The organism is Bradyrhizobium sp. NBAIM01 (genome assembly GCF_020194115.1).
Taxonomy (GTDB): domain Bacteria; phylum Pseudomonadota; class Alphaproteobacteria; order Rhizobiales; family Xanthobacteraceae; genus Bradyrhizobium; species Bradyrhizobium yuanmingense.
Map to the genome: position 1 here is coordinate 1,300,625 of NZ_JADYVU010000001.1, position 13,462 is coordinate 1,314,086.

At 59.1% G+C, this 13,462-nt stretch carries 10 protein-coding genes; 6 read left to right on the top strand and 4 right to left on the bottom strand.

Going from position 1 to position 13,462, the window contains the following annotated elements:
* Positions 1 to 348: 348 nt before the first annotated feature.
* Positions 349 to 477, bottom strand: coding sequence for a hypothetical protein (locus tag I6F31_RS36465; protein ID WP_276573189.1), 129 nt, complete (start codon positions 475 to 477; stop codon positions 349 to 351).
* Positions 478 to 1,401: 924 nt separating this feature from the next.
* Here I6F31_RS36465 and I6F31_RS05650 point away from each other — a divergent pair.
* The 6 genes from I6F31_RS05650 to I6F31_RS05675 all read left to right on the top strand — a co-directional run bounded on the left by I6F31_RS05650 (position 1,402) and on the right by I6F31_RS05675 (position 8,071).
* Complete coding sequence (locus tag I6F31_RS05650) at positions 1,402 to 1,563, top strand: hypothetical protein (protein ID WP_225185002.1); 162 nt, start codon at positions 1,402 to 1,404, stop codon at positions 1,561 to 1,563.
* Positions 1,564 to 1,677: 114 nt separating this feature from the next.
* Positions 1,678 to 4,971: an N-6 DNA methylase gene (locus I6F31_RS05655; RefSeq protein WP_225185003.1), complete on the top strand. Its 3,294-nt coding sequence runs from the start codon at positions 1,678 to 1,680 to the stop codon at positions 4,969 to 4,971.
* On the top strand, positions 4,968 to 5,648 hold the full coding sequence (locus I6F31_RS05660) for a hypothetical protein (protein WP_225185004.1): 681 nt from the start codon (positions 4,968 to 4,970) through the stop codon (positions 5,646 to 5,648). The genes I6F31_RS05655 and I6F31_RS05660 overlap by 4 nt, the downstream gene beginning before the upstream one ends.
* The gene (locus tag I6F31_RS05665; protein ID WP_225185005.1) at positions 5,645 to 6,355 is read left to right on the top strand and encodes a hypothetical protein; all 711 of its coding nucleotides are present in this window, start codon (positions 5,645 to 5,647) and stop codon (positions 6,353 to 6,355) included. The genes I6F31_RS05660 and I6F31_RS05665 overlap by 4 nt, the downstream gene beginning before the upstream one ends.
* Before the next feature lie 686 nt (positions 6,356 to 7,041).
* A complete protein-coding gene (locus I6F31_RS05670) occupies positions 7,042 to 7,290 on the top strand; it encodes a hypothetical protein (protein WP_225185006.1) in 249 nt (82 codons plus the stop codon).
* 532 nt (positions 7,291 to 7,822) lie between these two features.
* Positions 7,823 to 8,071: a hypothetical protein gene (locus I6F31_RS05675; protein WP_225185007.1), complete on the top strand. Its 249-nt coding sequence runs from the start codon at positions 7,823 to 7,825 to the stop codon at positions 8,069 to 8,071.
* Positions 8,072 to 9,454: 1,383 nt separating this feature from the next.
* Here I6F31_RS05675 and I6F31_RS05680 read toward each other — a convergent pair.
* The 3 genes from I6F31_RS05680 to I6F31_RS05690 all read right to left on the bottom strand — a co-directional run bounded on the left by I6F31_RS05680 (position 9,455) and on the right by I6F31_RS05690 (position 13,462).
* Complete coding sequence (locus I6F31_RS05680; RefSeq protein ID WP_225185008.1) at positions 9,455 to 10,696, bottom strand: Fic/DOC family N-terminal domain-containing protein; 1,242 nt, start codon at positions 10,694 to 10,696, stop codon at positions 9,455 to 9,457.
* Positions 10,697 to 11,405: 709 nt separating this feature from the next.
* Complete coding sequence (locus tag I6F31_RS05685; protein WP_225185009.1) at positions 11,406 to 11,870, bottom strand: hypothetical protein; 465 nt, start codon at positions 11,868 to 11,870, stop codon at positions 11,406 to 11,408.
* A gap of 47 nt (positions 11,871 to 11,917) precedes the next feature.
* Positions 11,918 to 13,462 (bottom strand): tyrosinase family protein, encoded by a 1,545-nt coding sequence (locus I6F31_RS05690; RefSeq protein WP_225185010.1) that lies wholly within the window; start codon positions 13,460 to 13,462, stop codon positions 11,918 to 11,920.

Here is a 13,462-nt window from a genome sequence, read left to right on the forward strand (position 1 = left end):
AAAGAGGGTTTCAGCGTGACTGGTGCCGCCGAGCGCGGCCAAAGGCGAGCGGGATAGGGGTACATAAAGGCACGCAATAAAACGGCGTAACGTCGGCCCGCGAACGTCGGTCGAACCTGGCGCAGCTTTCCTGCGACTTTCCCTCGCAGAAAGACTATCGACGCGTTTCGCCGTGTATGCGCAGGCTCGCGTAGCGGGCAAAGTGTGTGGCCGATATCCTTCACTTAGTTACCCATGACGAGCACCGCGCCCGCCAACATCATTGATGGCCTGCGGATGCCGAGGACGCGCCGCGATCGAACCATTGGAAAGCGCCTCGCGACCTGAGCCGCTGCGGCTATCCGGTCGTCAGCACTGCATCCTTACGGCTTCGGCGAGCGCGGCATCGACTTCCTCAAGGAAGCCCGCCCGCGCGCCCGGCACATTGTCACCAACCCGCCTTATGGCAAGGGCTTGGCCGACCAGTTTGTCGAACACGCGCTGCGCCTGACTAGCGGGAGTGCTGGGCAAGTCGTCATGCTGCTTAACCTCGCAAGCTTGTGCCATCCGATATGTATCGATTGGTGGCGCAAGCATGCACCCGCACGCATCTACGCACTCGACGAGTGCACGTGCTGGGATGCGGCCGCGTTCGGACCAGCACCTTGGCGCCAGAACATCCACAAGTACATGTGGGTCGTCTGGGAGCCAGGTCGCAAAGCCACGACAGAATTCGGATGGCTGTCCACGACGAAGCAATCGTTGCCGCCCAAGCGCTACCATTAATACCAAGTCCAGCGAATCGTGTCGTACAGCACAACGGCGCGCTTCGCGCTTAACTGCAAGATGTGTGCTGTAATACAGCACGCATCTTGGCAAAGGGGACCGCTGGCGCGCCCCCGTTGCATCCCCCCGGCGCATGACGCGACGACCGGCATCGAGCTGGTCGCGTCATGACGGAACGTTTGGCCGTTTCATCACCAGCTGGGGCGGAGCCTCCTTGCTCCCCCGGCACCCCCATGGTCAGGGGTCTTGCCCCTGAACCACGCGCGGGAGATTTCGCTCTCCCTGCACCCCCCCATCGACACGAAGGGCTCGCCGCCGCCCCTCATAAACCCGCTCGCCAGGCTTGGAGCCTTCCCGCTCCACCGGCACCGGACCATGGAGGACCGTTATGGCCGGTCCAGCGCCACTCGGCCGGAGCGTCCCAGCTCCCCCGAGACCCCCATGGCCAACCCTCCGCCGGTTGGATGCCGCCAGCGCCTTGCCGCTGGACCACGCGCAGTATCGCCCTCGCTGCACCCCTCGATGTGAGTAAGTCGTTCGCCCGGCAGCCGGTTGCGTGCTTTCGTGCTTTCGTCCTATTCTATCCCGGTGAATCGAGCATGCCTGCCGTGCCGATTTACGGAAAGGATTCCTCAGATGGCGAAAGCCCAGGCCGGTATAAAGCAATCGAATACGCGCCCTCCCAATCCAAAACGCAGCGAGGCTGCGGCACCCGGCACCACGCCGCTCAATTTCAAGATTCCCGTCGACTTCCGGCGCGAATTCAAACCTACGCTCTCCAGCACAACAAAAAACTGAACCAGCTGCTCTACGAAGCCTTCGCTGCATTGAAAGCTAGAAATGACTGAGAGCCTTTCCCAGAGCAACACTCCAGTCCTTCCAAGAGCGCGTCCGGTTTGCAGGTCTTAGAGAATGGCTCCGGCAATCGACAAAGATGCTCCAGCGGACCTACTCAAGGCTGCCTACGAACACCTGGGCTTCAACCAGGGCGCATTGTTGCCTGCCACAGCAGAGCCGCAACGGTCCGCATTGCACGAGTGGATCGATAAGGGCGACTGGCAGACACTGGCTGCCCAGGTTGGCGCGGAAAAAGTCTTCTTCGTAGACCGTGAACCCGTGGTGGTCTTCGCCAGCACGGCGGATACGACGCAAGCGGCGTTGCGGGCGTTCTATGAACGCGTTTGGTGCATGTCCAGGCCGCAGCTGCTCTTTCTGGCTTGTCCGGGAGAGTTGCTCGTCCTCGATCTTACCAAGGCTCCGCCAAAGCCGGAGGAGTCGATCAACGACCAATCCCGCCTGATTGCCGTCGCCCGGTCCATTGCCGAGGTTCAATCCAAACTCCTCGACTACCACCGCGAGCGTGTCGAGACCGGTGTGCTGTTCGGTGAAGAGCGGTTCTCAAATTCTCTCAATAGGTCCGACCGTGCCCTGATCCGCGACCTCAAAACGGTGCGCCAGCAGCTGGCCGCCGTTCCGACGCGCCGGGGATTCAAGAAGCCAACCCTGCGCGACCTCCATTCGTTGATCGGACGAGCGATCTTCATCCGGTACCTCGAAGACCGCGAAATACTGACACCAGCCTATTTCGAGGGAGTGGCCTCGCGCCGCAAAGAGTGGAACAAACTGCTCGCACAGGCTCCTGTGGCTCCAGCCATCGAACCTCGTCTGGCGGATAACCGTTTTCTGCGCGTGCTTCAGAACAAAGATTTCGCATATGCTCTGTTCGACCAGATGGCGATCGACTTCAACGGGGACACGTTCCCCATTGACGACGAAGAACGCGAACGTATCCAGCAGGACCACCTGGACCAGCTCCGAGGGTTCCTGCTTGGTAATACGACCGGCCAGCAGGAACTCTTTTTCTTCGCCTACCGATTCGATGTCATACCAATCGAGCTGATCAGCACGATCTATGAAGAGTTCTACAACGAGCGCGAAGGCAAAGACCGTAACAAAGGCTCTCACTATACTCCTCCTGCGCTGGTTGAATTTGTCCTTGCGCAGACGCTCACTCCCGATGTGCTTGCTCAAAAGCCACGCGTGGCGGACCCGGCATGCGGATCGGGGATTTTTCTGGTGGAATCTTTCAGGCGCATTGTCCGCCACCTGTGCGCGGAACAGGCCGGACGGCGTGTGAGCCGCCCGCAGCTGCGCAAGATTTTGCGCGAACAGATCGTTGGCATGGACATCAACGAGGAAGCGGTCCGCGTTGCCGCGTTCAGCCTCTATCTGGCGTTCCTGCACTACCAGTCGCCGCGCGAGATCAACACCGAACGCAGGCTGCCGTACCTCAAGTGGGTCGCGGAAGACGAACGCAGGAAGCGCGAGAAGAAGAGCCCGGACGCGCAGTTCTTCGACATCCTGCTCGATGCCAATTCTTTCGACGTGATTTCGGACAAATACCCTGCCGAGGTGACTAAGCGTTTTGGGCGCGGGTCGGCGACGGTCGTGGTCGGGAACCCTCCGTGGGGCTATCCCAAGAAGGAAGACGCAGAAGGCCGCAAGGCCATGACAGCAACGACGAACTGGTGTCAGGCAAAGGATGGCCGTCCGCTTGGCGACAAGGAGCTTTCACAGGCCTTCATCCATCTGACACTGGCCCTGTTGCGGTCGGGCGGTAGGGCCGGGCTGCTTGTATCGTCCGGCGTGTTCTTCAAGCACCACGATAACAGCCGCGCGTTCCGCCGCGTATGGCTAGAATCCGCAAAGCTCAAGCACGTTGTGAACTTTGCGCATGTGCGGCATATCTTTTTCTCCGGAACTCAACGAGAAGCCCAGGGCATTTCGCCTTTCGTCTCTGTCGTCTTCGACAAGACCGACGTTGATCTGAAACGCGACGACGTCCATTTCCCGTACTGGTCTGCCAAGCGCACGGCTGTCGTCGCCAATACGAAAGCCGTTGTGCTCAGCCGTGGCGATATGCACTGGCTTTCGCAACGTGATTGCCTTGAAAATGAAAAGCTTTGGAAAATTTACTGGTGGGGCGGTCATCGTGATGACGCCCTGATCAGACGGCTCGATGCCGGTCATCGTCTTTCCGAGCTTCCCAATACTCTTCCGGGAGTCACGTTGACGGCAGGACGCGGCTTCGAGGTCCTGAGCACCGGCACAGACAGCGACTGGCTGACCGGCTACAAGGAACTGCCTGCGAAGGACTTGGTGAAGTACGGGCCGCAATCCCTTCGGTCGCTGCGGGAAGTCCCGGGCAAGGTCTATCGTCGCGGACAGCGTGAAGTGTATAGCGGACGACGCTTGCTTGTCGGACGCGGTATCAAGGGCAGCGGCTTCATCACATCGCGTTTCGAGACAAAAAAATATTGCTTCAAGAACTCGATCCACGGAGTGCGGTTCAAAGGGCTGGAAGAATGGCAGGAAGCCGTCATCACGGCGATCTTCTGGTCATCGCTCGCACGCTACTATTACTTCACAACCATCGGCTCCTGGGGCCTATGGCACGACGAAGTGCATCTCGAACATGTCCAGGACATGCCGATTTCATTTCCCGAAAGCGCAGAACTGCGCGAGCGGATCGTTAACATCGTTACGCAACTTCAAACGCTTGATATCGAGGAGAACTTTCCGCTCGGTTCGGTCCAGGCTCTCGATCAATTGCCGCAACTGGAACGACAACTCGACGAAGCCGTGTTCGACCTCTATGGGCTGTCGCTCGGAGAAAGAGACCTCATCCGAGAGATGTGCGATCTGGGACTCGACCTATTTTACCGTAGGGAGAACAGCGATGCCCTGCAAGCGGTCGCCAGACCGCAGGAGGACGCCGGGACCATTGCCAATCTTAAGAGAGCTGGCAACGGTTTGACGTCTTACCTGCGCCTATTCCTGCAAATCTGGAATGCAGAACTGGAATCCGATTCCGAATTCCACTGGCGTGTCCTATCTCCCCCCTCCGGGGCACCGCTCATAGCGGTGTCCTTTACGGCCCATTACAAGACTGATGCCGTATCGCCATTAGCCAGGGACGACGCGCACGCATGGCGTAATGTTCTCGCGACCCTGGACCGGGTTTCGCTTAGCCCGGTCGAGCGATCCAAAATCTTCGTGGACAGTTTCTTCCGCTATGTAAGCGATACGGAAATCCTGTTCATCAAGCGCAACGAGCGTCGCTTTTGGACCCGGACGGCGGCGCGCGAAGACGCCGAATCGGCGCGCACGTTCCTGATGAACTCCACGGCTGCGGATGTCGCATGATGCGTGCAGGCGTTCCGCGCATACCATCAGACCGGCTATGGCGCAGCCGCGAGGCCAAGTGTCTCGCCGTCATCACGCGCGCGCTTGACCTGTTTCGTGAGCGAGCTGCCTTCCCAGACTCGGAAATCGAGCTGAACCGCTTGTTCTATTTTTGCCTGCTCGCAGCCAGCCGGGAACTGTATCCCGATGATGAAGTCGCGCCGGTCACCGAATGCTGCAACCAGCCGGACCCGGACGACGACTCGCGGGCACGTCGGGAGCAGAAGCGGCCGGATTTCCAGTGGGTCTACCTGGACCGTTATGAATCTGATCCGCTCCGCAGCAGTAAACAGTTCGTTGTCGAGTGCAAGCGGCTGGGCGAGCCACCTAGAGCGGACTGGGTTCTGAATTTCAACTACATTGAACATGGGATTGTCCGGTTCAGGCATCCCGACTGGGCCTATGCGAAGCGCGCGCAGAGTGGTGCCATGGTCGGCTATATGCAGAGCATGACGCCGGAAACGATCCTCGCTGCAGTTAATGCAGAGTGCCAGCGTCAGGCATTTCCCGACCTGACCCCTACGGGTGCGTGGGTGGCGGGAGCGACCACGCAGCTCGGCCACAGCTTTGACCGCGGTTTCGCGATTTCACCGATCAGGCTTCATCACTTCTGGATCGATCTCAGGGTGCAGCCGTGACCGGCGTACCTTTGAGCGGATTGCCGCAAGGACAACGCGCGGAAATCGAAGCGCAGCTGAACGTCCTGCGGGAGTTCAATCGCAAGGTCGACCGGCTTGAGACGACCGGATTCTGGAGGCGCTACGAGAACGAAGTGCCGAACGTCGTCGTGAAAATGGACGACCTGACCATGGAGAAAACGGGCATTGCGACTTTTTCGATGCTGGCACGCATCCACTCATGGATCCCTGAGTTTGACCAGGACGAGATAGACGCTTTTGTACTGACCTTTCGCCTGTTCACCCAAGATAACGACCGTATCTCGCTTCGTTCGTTGTCTCGTATCTATGCAAGCGAGTGGTTAAAGGGCGGCAACGCACAAGAATGCTTCGAAGGTGCGCGCAAACAGCTCAACGATCACCTCGATAGCACAGCCACAGTTATTTTTGGGGATACGGCGGTCAGCATCCGCTTTATTGCTGACGTTGTAATTTACGGCGGCCTGGCCCATACGAATGAAGAGAAATCGAAAATATTCCAGAACTGGAGCGAGTCCGGGATCATGGGTCTGATCTGGGCCGAATTTTTTGCCTACGGTCGCGAGGGCGTTGATACGCTCAAGTATTTGCGCGGCCTCAACGCTGGATTATTGGAAGGCATCGAAAAGCACGGATTCACTATGATCATATCCGGCTCTGATGGCAAAAGCCCTGCGACCGCGAATTAATCTGCGCTAAAATAGCTTTTTCCCGAATTCCCGCCTTATCAAAGGACGCCTGATTTCTTTCCCGCGCATCAGACAAAAGTGCATCCCACCCTATGACCTCGATGGAGCCTTTGAAGCCGTATTGCGGCTGCATGAAGCGGCCCCGACCATCAGCAGTGCGTTGCCAGCTGAAGGTCCATTCATCTAGCTTACCGATGATATCTGCGACTATGAAGCAATAGAATACAGTATCGGCCCCAAGCTTAATGGGCCGCCCTCGCACATCTCTGAGGACTCCAGATAATAGGTGTTGCACATCCGCTGCACCTGCATCTGCGGATTTTCATCATCTCCATACGAACTACGGCCTGGCCGCTTAAATTCAACCAAAAGGTTAGACGGCTCCTTTGTCTGCCTTAACCCATGCACGTGGTCAAAAATTAGAACATCTGGCCGGTCCTTGCTATCAGTGGCGGATGAGAGCGCCGCAAATTCGGTGTCAGAGCTGAAGTATTGCGCAAATGTAAGTCGCTCGTCGACGATCCAAAGATCATGAGAGGGTGCCGCTTCAACTCTCTTACCGCCACCCTCTATTGTCGTAACCCGTAGCGGGCAGATGAACGAATTGAGGAGATCTTCGCGCTGACACGAGCTATCGCGATCGTCGTATTTCATGGCCATACGAGAGCGATGGGAGGAAGCCTGGAATGCAAGCGGCAAAGGCATCAAGCTCAACCAAGCTAACGGGTTTTCGGGCGCTTATGAGAGTGTTCGGCGAAGCCTACAATTATGTAGCCCGTCCCGGACAATTCGTAGAGGTCAAAAAATTTCTCGAACTGTTCAAACGCGTGGATGTTGGATCCGACTATTTTACTATCGAAAGATTTAGACCCGGTACTAGCGGCGAAGCAAAGCTGAGGGCGTTCTTGCGGCTGAAAATCTTTGATGAAGAATGACCCATGTTTAGGTCAAGAGTGCCGTACAATCCCGAAAGCGCTGCAAGCCACCGAAGCTACTACAGACCTGACTACGAGGCGCGTAATAGCTCGTAGTACGGTAGGCTCATCTGCATGGGGACTACTGAACCAACCTCGCTATTGCGATTAGGTATGTGTTGAGGATAGGTGTGAGGAATGGGGGTGGGACATTTCGTTCCGCCCCTACCAGCCGCACCTAGAAAGCTCAGGCTTTTGCGAGAATGGTGGATGCTCCTGCCGGCCCCACCACAACGCCTCGCCGCTGTTGGTCCACTTTAAGAGCGACTCGCTCGGGATATAAGAGCGACTCGATTCCGGGCTTTAAGAACGACTCGATTTCGTAAATCGACGCTAGATCAGGGGAAGTCGGCGGCGGGGCCCGAAGCTAAACATTAACGCCGCGAAGATTTCGCCGTGAGTGAGATAGTAGGTTTTGAGCTGATCGCAAGCGATCCGTGACCGCCAGTAGCCGCTGGTAGACGCCAGCGCTCCAATCTATCCTGCTGAAGTGGTGCTGGTGCTGCTGATGATGCTGCCGGTGATCATGCAGGGGCCGATGATGATCGACATGTCCATCAGCGGCAGCGGCATCATGCTGTTCATCATGGTGCCGCCGATGATCGGCGCCAGCGCTGATGACGTCGGCGATGATCGCGGTGGCCGGCGCCATGTGGATCATGCGGGGACGATGATCGTCGGCCTGTTCTCGTTTACGACTGTTGGCCCAGCCGTCGTTCAGGCTTCCCAACGTCTGGTCTAGCGCCCGGTCGTCCGTCTCGGTTTCTGCGCGTTGGACGTCGCGGTCCAATTGGTAGATTAGGTTCGCCAGATTTTGGTCGTTCAGCGAAGGGACAAGCCCGAACGCCGCGTCTTCGATCACCAGCAGCGGTACGCCTTCCTCGCCGTAGAGCCTCAAGGTCTCGGTATTCTGCTTCGGCAACCAGCGTTCGGAGTCCGAGAGCGGGACACGGAAGGAGCCATCATAGTCCGAAGCGTCAGACGTTTGCTCAACAAATCTTGGTAATCTTCGTCTGGTTGAGCTCGAGACCGGGCCCGACGGGCCCTTTCGTAGATGGCGCGCTTGACCTCGCGAAGCGCATCCAGTTCAGCCCGCCGGGGCGGTGCTGGGGAACGCGAGTTCTCCATCCGAGCTCCGGGCCAGGAACCCTCCGAAAGGCGTCTCTTGTAGACGACTGTACGCGAGCCCGGAGAACCTGCGACGGCACCTTCTTCAGACTCAGCGGATGGTAAGCCAGAACGGAATGCAGCCGCGCGTCGTGGACATCGGTCGGCCAGTCGATGGACCCGCAGAACGTTTCCTTTAAACATCTCGCAAGCGTCTTTGATGAGCGTCGACGACCTGCACCATCCATTGCTGAGCTCCGGGCGGCATCACCCTGCCTCACCAGCGCCGCAAGCCTTTCGTCCGCCACTGGCGGCATCGGAATCCCCCTCGTTACTGCCGGTTCTGCTCTCGGCTTGCGTACTAGATCTTTAAGGCGGAACGCCGCTGGGGATGCCCACGGGGACGCACTTCGCTTCTTGCTCAATGAATCCTTGGAAGTTTGTCGAAGCCGCTGTTTCTGTCCTCGCGATCTTTCAAACCGTAACGATCAGTGGCGGCCCTCGTTCATGTGCGCTGACCGATCATCGAGTACACGCGGATCTTCCCGCGAACGAAGAAACAGAGCAACGGCGACCGCCTGTTGGGCGCGTCGAGAAAGAAAGTGCGACGTGTCCTCGCTACGATCGGGCGCTTGAAGGCGGAAACTGCCTTATCGGACTGCGACGTCATCGTCGCCGGAAGCGAAGATCCGTCCGCTCCAGACACCCTCTCTTGCAACGACAACCAGCACCGGCACGTTCGTTGGAACCGCACGGATAGCAGATAACCGAGACGATCGTCCTGTCACGGACGAGGAGGTCGCGCGCATGATCGGGGGAACGTACCGCTGGGGTCGATCGCTGTGGACCTGGAATGGACCTGCTCATCCGGCGGACGCGACGCGTGTCAGATAAGCTGAGACTTCGCCGTCGGCTGTGGCGCCGGTGGCACCGTCCCCGATGCGGATGCTAAGCTGCAGGATGCGGGGGGACGCTCGCTCGCAGCCGCCTCAATGCGGTCTCCGTGTCTACCGGGAGATCACGGACCCTTCGGGCCAACCGAGACCTCGTCCAGATCGGTGTCGTCGGCATCCAATTCGGCAAAGATGGGCTCTTCGCCGAACGGACGGTTGATGATGGCGAGAGCTTCGGGGGCGGCGTAGATCCGGTTTCGCGCATATCCAGTCCTCTCCTGCAGAATGCCCGCTTCCTGCAATTGGGCGATGGCCTGATTTACTTGCGCCGGCGACACATCGAGCAGTTGGCCAAGGCGCTTCGCAGTCAGGACGGGATAGTTGTGAAGTTCGTCCAAGGCGCGGATAGCCGCGGATCCCTTTCGGAATTTTCGGCGCTCTCTCCAGCGATCTGACAATTCAGACAGTGCCGTCCTGGTTTGGATGAGTTCTTCGACGGTTCCGGTGACGGCGTCCGCCATGAAGGTGATGATGGGCTCCCAGTCGAGCCGCTGTTGAGCGTCCTTGAGCGAAGCGTAGTACGAGCCCTTCTTGCTTTCGATGTAAGGCGAAAGGTACAGAGGCACGTGCCTCTCCGCCGCCATCATGAGCGGAAGCAGAAGACGGCCGACGCGTCCGTTGCCGTCGCGGAAGGGGTGTACAGCCTCGAAATGGGTGTGCGCGATCGCCATGCGCGTAATGAACCCTTGCGTCAGCTGCTGCATTCCCTCGTTCCGTAGGTAATCCACCGTTTGGGCGAGGCAATCGGCGACGTCCGCAGGAGGCGGAGGATTCAAACTGGAATATGCGATGTCTTTGTTTCCGCCGATCCAGACGACGCCCGTGCGGAGGTCGCCGGGAATGTCCTGGTAGTCAGGATCGTCCTTCATCACGACGCGATGGAGGTCCTTGATCAGGTCCATCGTGAAGACGCCGTAGCCGCTCTTGGTGGCTCGCGGGATGAATCCTTCCAAGGCAACGGCGTAGTTGCGGACCTGGCGCGCTTCGTCCCGTGCGCCGTCGTTGCCCGTCTCTTCGACCGAAAGCAGTTCGTCGAGAGTGCTCTGGGTGCCCTCGATGGAGGAGGAACTGACTGCCTCGCGTCTGGTAAGGACCCGGCTGACGGTGTAGGGGTCCTTCATCTGCGCCCAGATGGCGTCGACCTTGCCGAACGCCGCTTGAGCGGCTTCCAGGGCTTTCATCGCCCGGCCGACGAACACGCCGTCCTCCGGGGGTGGCGGCGGCACGATCCCATAGTGGGAGTCGTAGGGCGAAGGTAGCCGTTTCAGGGTCTCGCGGATTGTGTGGCTGAGATCGCTACGTTTCATTGGAACCAAAACTGAGAGGCAACCTTCACATTTATATTTTGGGTTCCCGCAAAAAACCATAACAAATCGCGACTGCGGGGGCGTCTATTTAGGCTTTGCTGGCGAAGGTGCCCTCTCCTCTAAGTTCCATTACCCACAACGGCGGCTACGCCCGTTCGCGCGCTCCGCGATCATGCCTCCTTCTCTGACCCGAGCAGGGGGCCGCCCTTAACCGGAAAGCACTGGGCCAGTCGGCCGCTATCACGCGACAGAACCGGGGCTCGTCACCAGTGTCGATAGGGCCGATGCCAGCGGTGCCGAACGACCGGATAGGAGCCGCGGTATAAGCGTAGGCCGGGCGGACGACGCGGCGATAGCGATCACCGTAAGAGACGGGTGCCGTGGAGTAGGTCGTGGTGTATCCGCCGCCCCAGGGACAGCTCGTCGTACCCTAGTCGTAGGCGTATGGGCCTTGGGCCGCCGTAGTAATGGTAACGTCCCCAGCCGTACGCCGAAGACGCAATCCAGCCGATCACGGCATCCGCAACGAGGCCCCCCGCGATGCCCGTGCGGTCCCGAGAGAGTAACTCGAGCGGACCGTTGCGATCGCTTTTCGATCTCTGGAGGCGTTTTCGAACGGCTGCACCGCGGATGGCTGGACCAATCCTGCTAGCTAAGCGGATCCATGGCGCGAACCCCCTCCGGAGCTCAGCCTCCAACATCGCGCGGCTTACTGGATTTCCGCGCGTCCGATCTCTAGGCGCGCGCCCTCTCCTGTTCCGCGTTCCTTGTCGGGAACGACCTCGATTTTCAGCTTCACGGAATCGACCGCCAACTCCTTGGGAAGTGGGAAGCTGAACGCCCTCGCTCGGGACGTCTCGGCCTTGAAAGCCCTGTCCGGAAACACCCCGAAGGTCCCGATCTCCTGCTCCTTCCCGTCCGCCCTCTGCACTTTCACGATAGCGCGGACATTGCCCTGTTGTGCGGGCTGGAAACCGGTGACGAGCACCACGACGCGGGACGGCACCTTGTCTGCTGTCAGGCCTTCTTGCGGCTTCGATCGCGTCGCCGTCACTATCGCGGGTTTGCCGACGGTTGCAATCAAAGGATCCCCCTCTGCGGGAAGTGCTCCGATCGCGACAAGGGTCGCGAGCGCGCTTCCCACACCCATTATCGAAAATCGACGAACGTTCATGACCTTGGTCCATCAGCTTTGCGTCACCCGCAACGCCTGATGTGGGATCACGCCGAGACAATCGCAACTTCGACGCTGGCCGGTCTGGCGCTGCCGTCCGCATTGCCGCCGGCCCGCAAGGCCACCGGCTGGATTTGCAGGCGCAACTTGCCGGGCGGCGTTGCTACCGGACCGTAAACGCGGGCAATCGCCGCCGTCAGATCGACGCTGATGGACGGCTTTTTCGGCTCGCCGCCGCCGTGGGAATGGCCACCGTGGCTGCCGAAGAAGCCGAACGACCCGACATAGTGCCGGTCAGTGGTCGGCGTGCTCGCCGACAAATAATCGCAGTTCAAGAAGACGCGATATTCGGTGTTCTTGTTCTTCTGGAAGTCGAAGTCGCGCAGGAAAGCAAAGCAGCGCGGTCCGTCGAGATAGTGCTGGCGGGCCGTGGCGAGGCTCAAAATCTCGAAGCCGCTCGGTAACGACGGCCGGGCGGCGACTGGCGCAAGTGCTGCGGCATCCACATCGATTGGGACCTCCAGATATTTCGCGACGGTTGCAGCAGGCTGCGTCACCGGAGCAGAATAGGAGGCGATGCCTGCTGGCCTCGCGCCCCCCCTTGGCGTCGACCAAAGACTAGTGAACTTGTTGGATCGCATGACAAGCGCCGTCGACATTCCGCTGAGGGACACGGTCGCGATTGGCGTCTCGACGTAAGTGTAGCCCAACGGCTCCGGCGTCAGCATCTCGGAAACCGTTGGCGAAAAGCGCGTGCCGTCGGGGTTGAAGAAGTTGTTCTGGAATGTCATGCCGCTCCACAACGGATCGGGAGAATCCGCGCCGCCGCCCTGTCTCCACAGCCACCAGATGCGATCGATATTGCAGTGGTGCATCATGAAAATTGGGTCCCGCGACGAGCCGGCTGTTGCCATGATGCCACCGACAAAATTGTGGACGTTGTTGTGCGGGGTACCTTCTAGCGTTCCGGACACGCCGCAGAACTCACAGACGATCCATGATTGGTCGACATTGTCCTGTCCGTCAGGGCGGCTAGTGCCAAAAGTCTCGAACGGCGACTCTTGGAGCATCTGGTTGATGACCGCCTGTCCGACCACGCTGTCCGGCAGGGTATCCGTCGGCGTCGCGTCGCGCTGCGGCTCGAACAGGGGATTCGGCTGTCCGTTGTAGGTCTGATCCGTGAACGCCTGCGGCATCTGCCGATCCAATGTCCAGTCCCAGTAGGGCAGCGCAAAATCACTATTGCCGGTGAGTTGCCGTACCGCACGCTCGTACATGAGAAGGTAAGCGCGATGCCAGGGCAAGAAATACCAGTTGCCGTGGGGACACAGACCCCAACCGGCGTCGTTGCCATGAATGGCAGCAAAGCTCGCCCAACTGATATCGCCATTGGCTGACTTCAGGAGCCGCACCCCATCACGCCACGTCTGCAAGATTGGATCATTGAGCGCCATGCCATGAAGCGAGCGCCGCAATTTTGGCGCAGGCGGCGCGTTCTGCGCCCACGCTTCCATGCCAGTCGTGTTGGCCGCGATAATACCTGCTCCGATCACTGCACCTTGCAGCAATACGTCCCTGCGCGAAGTTGCCAT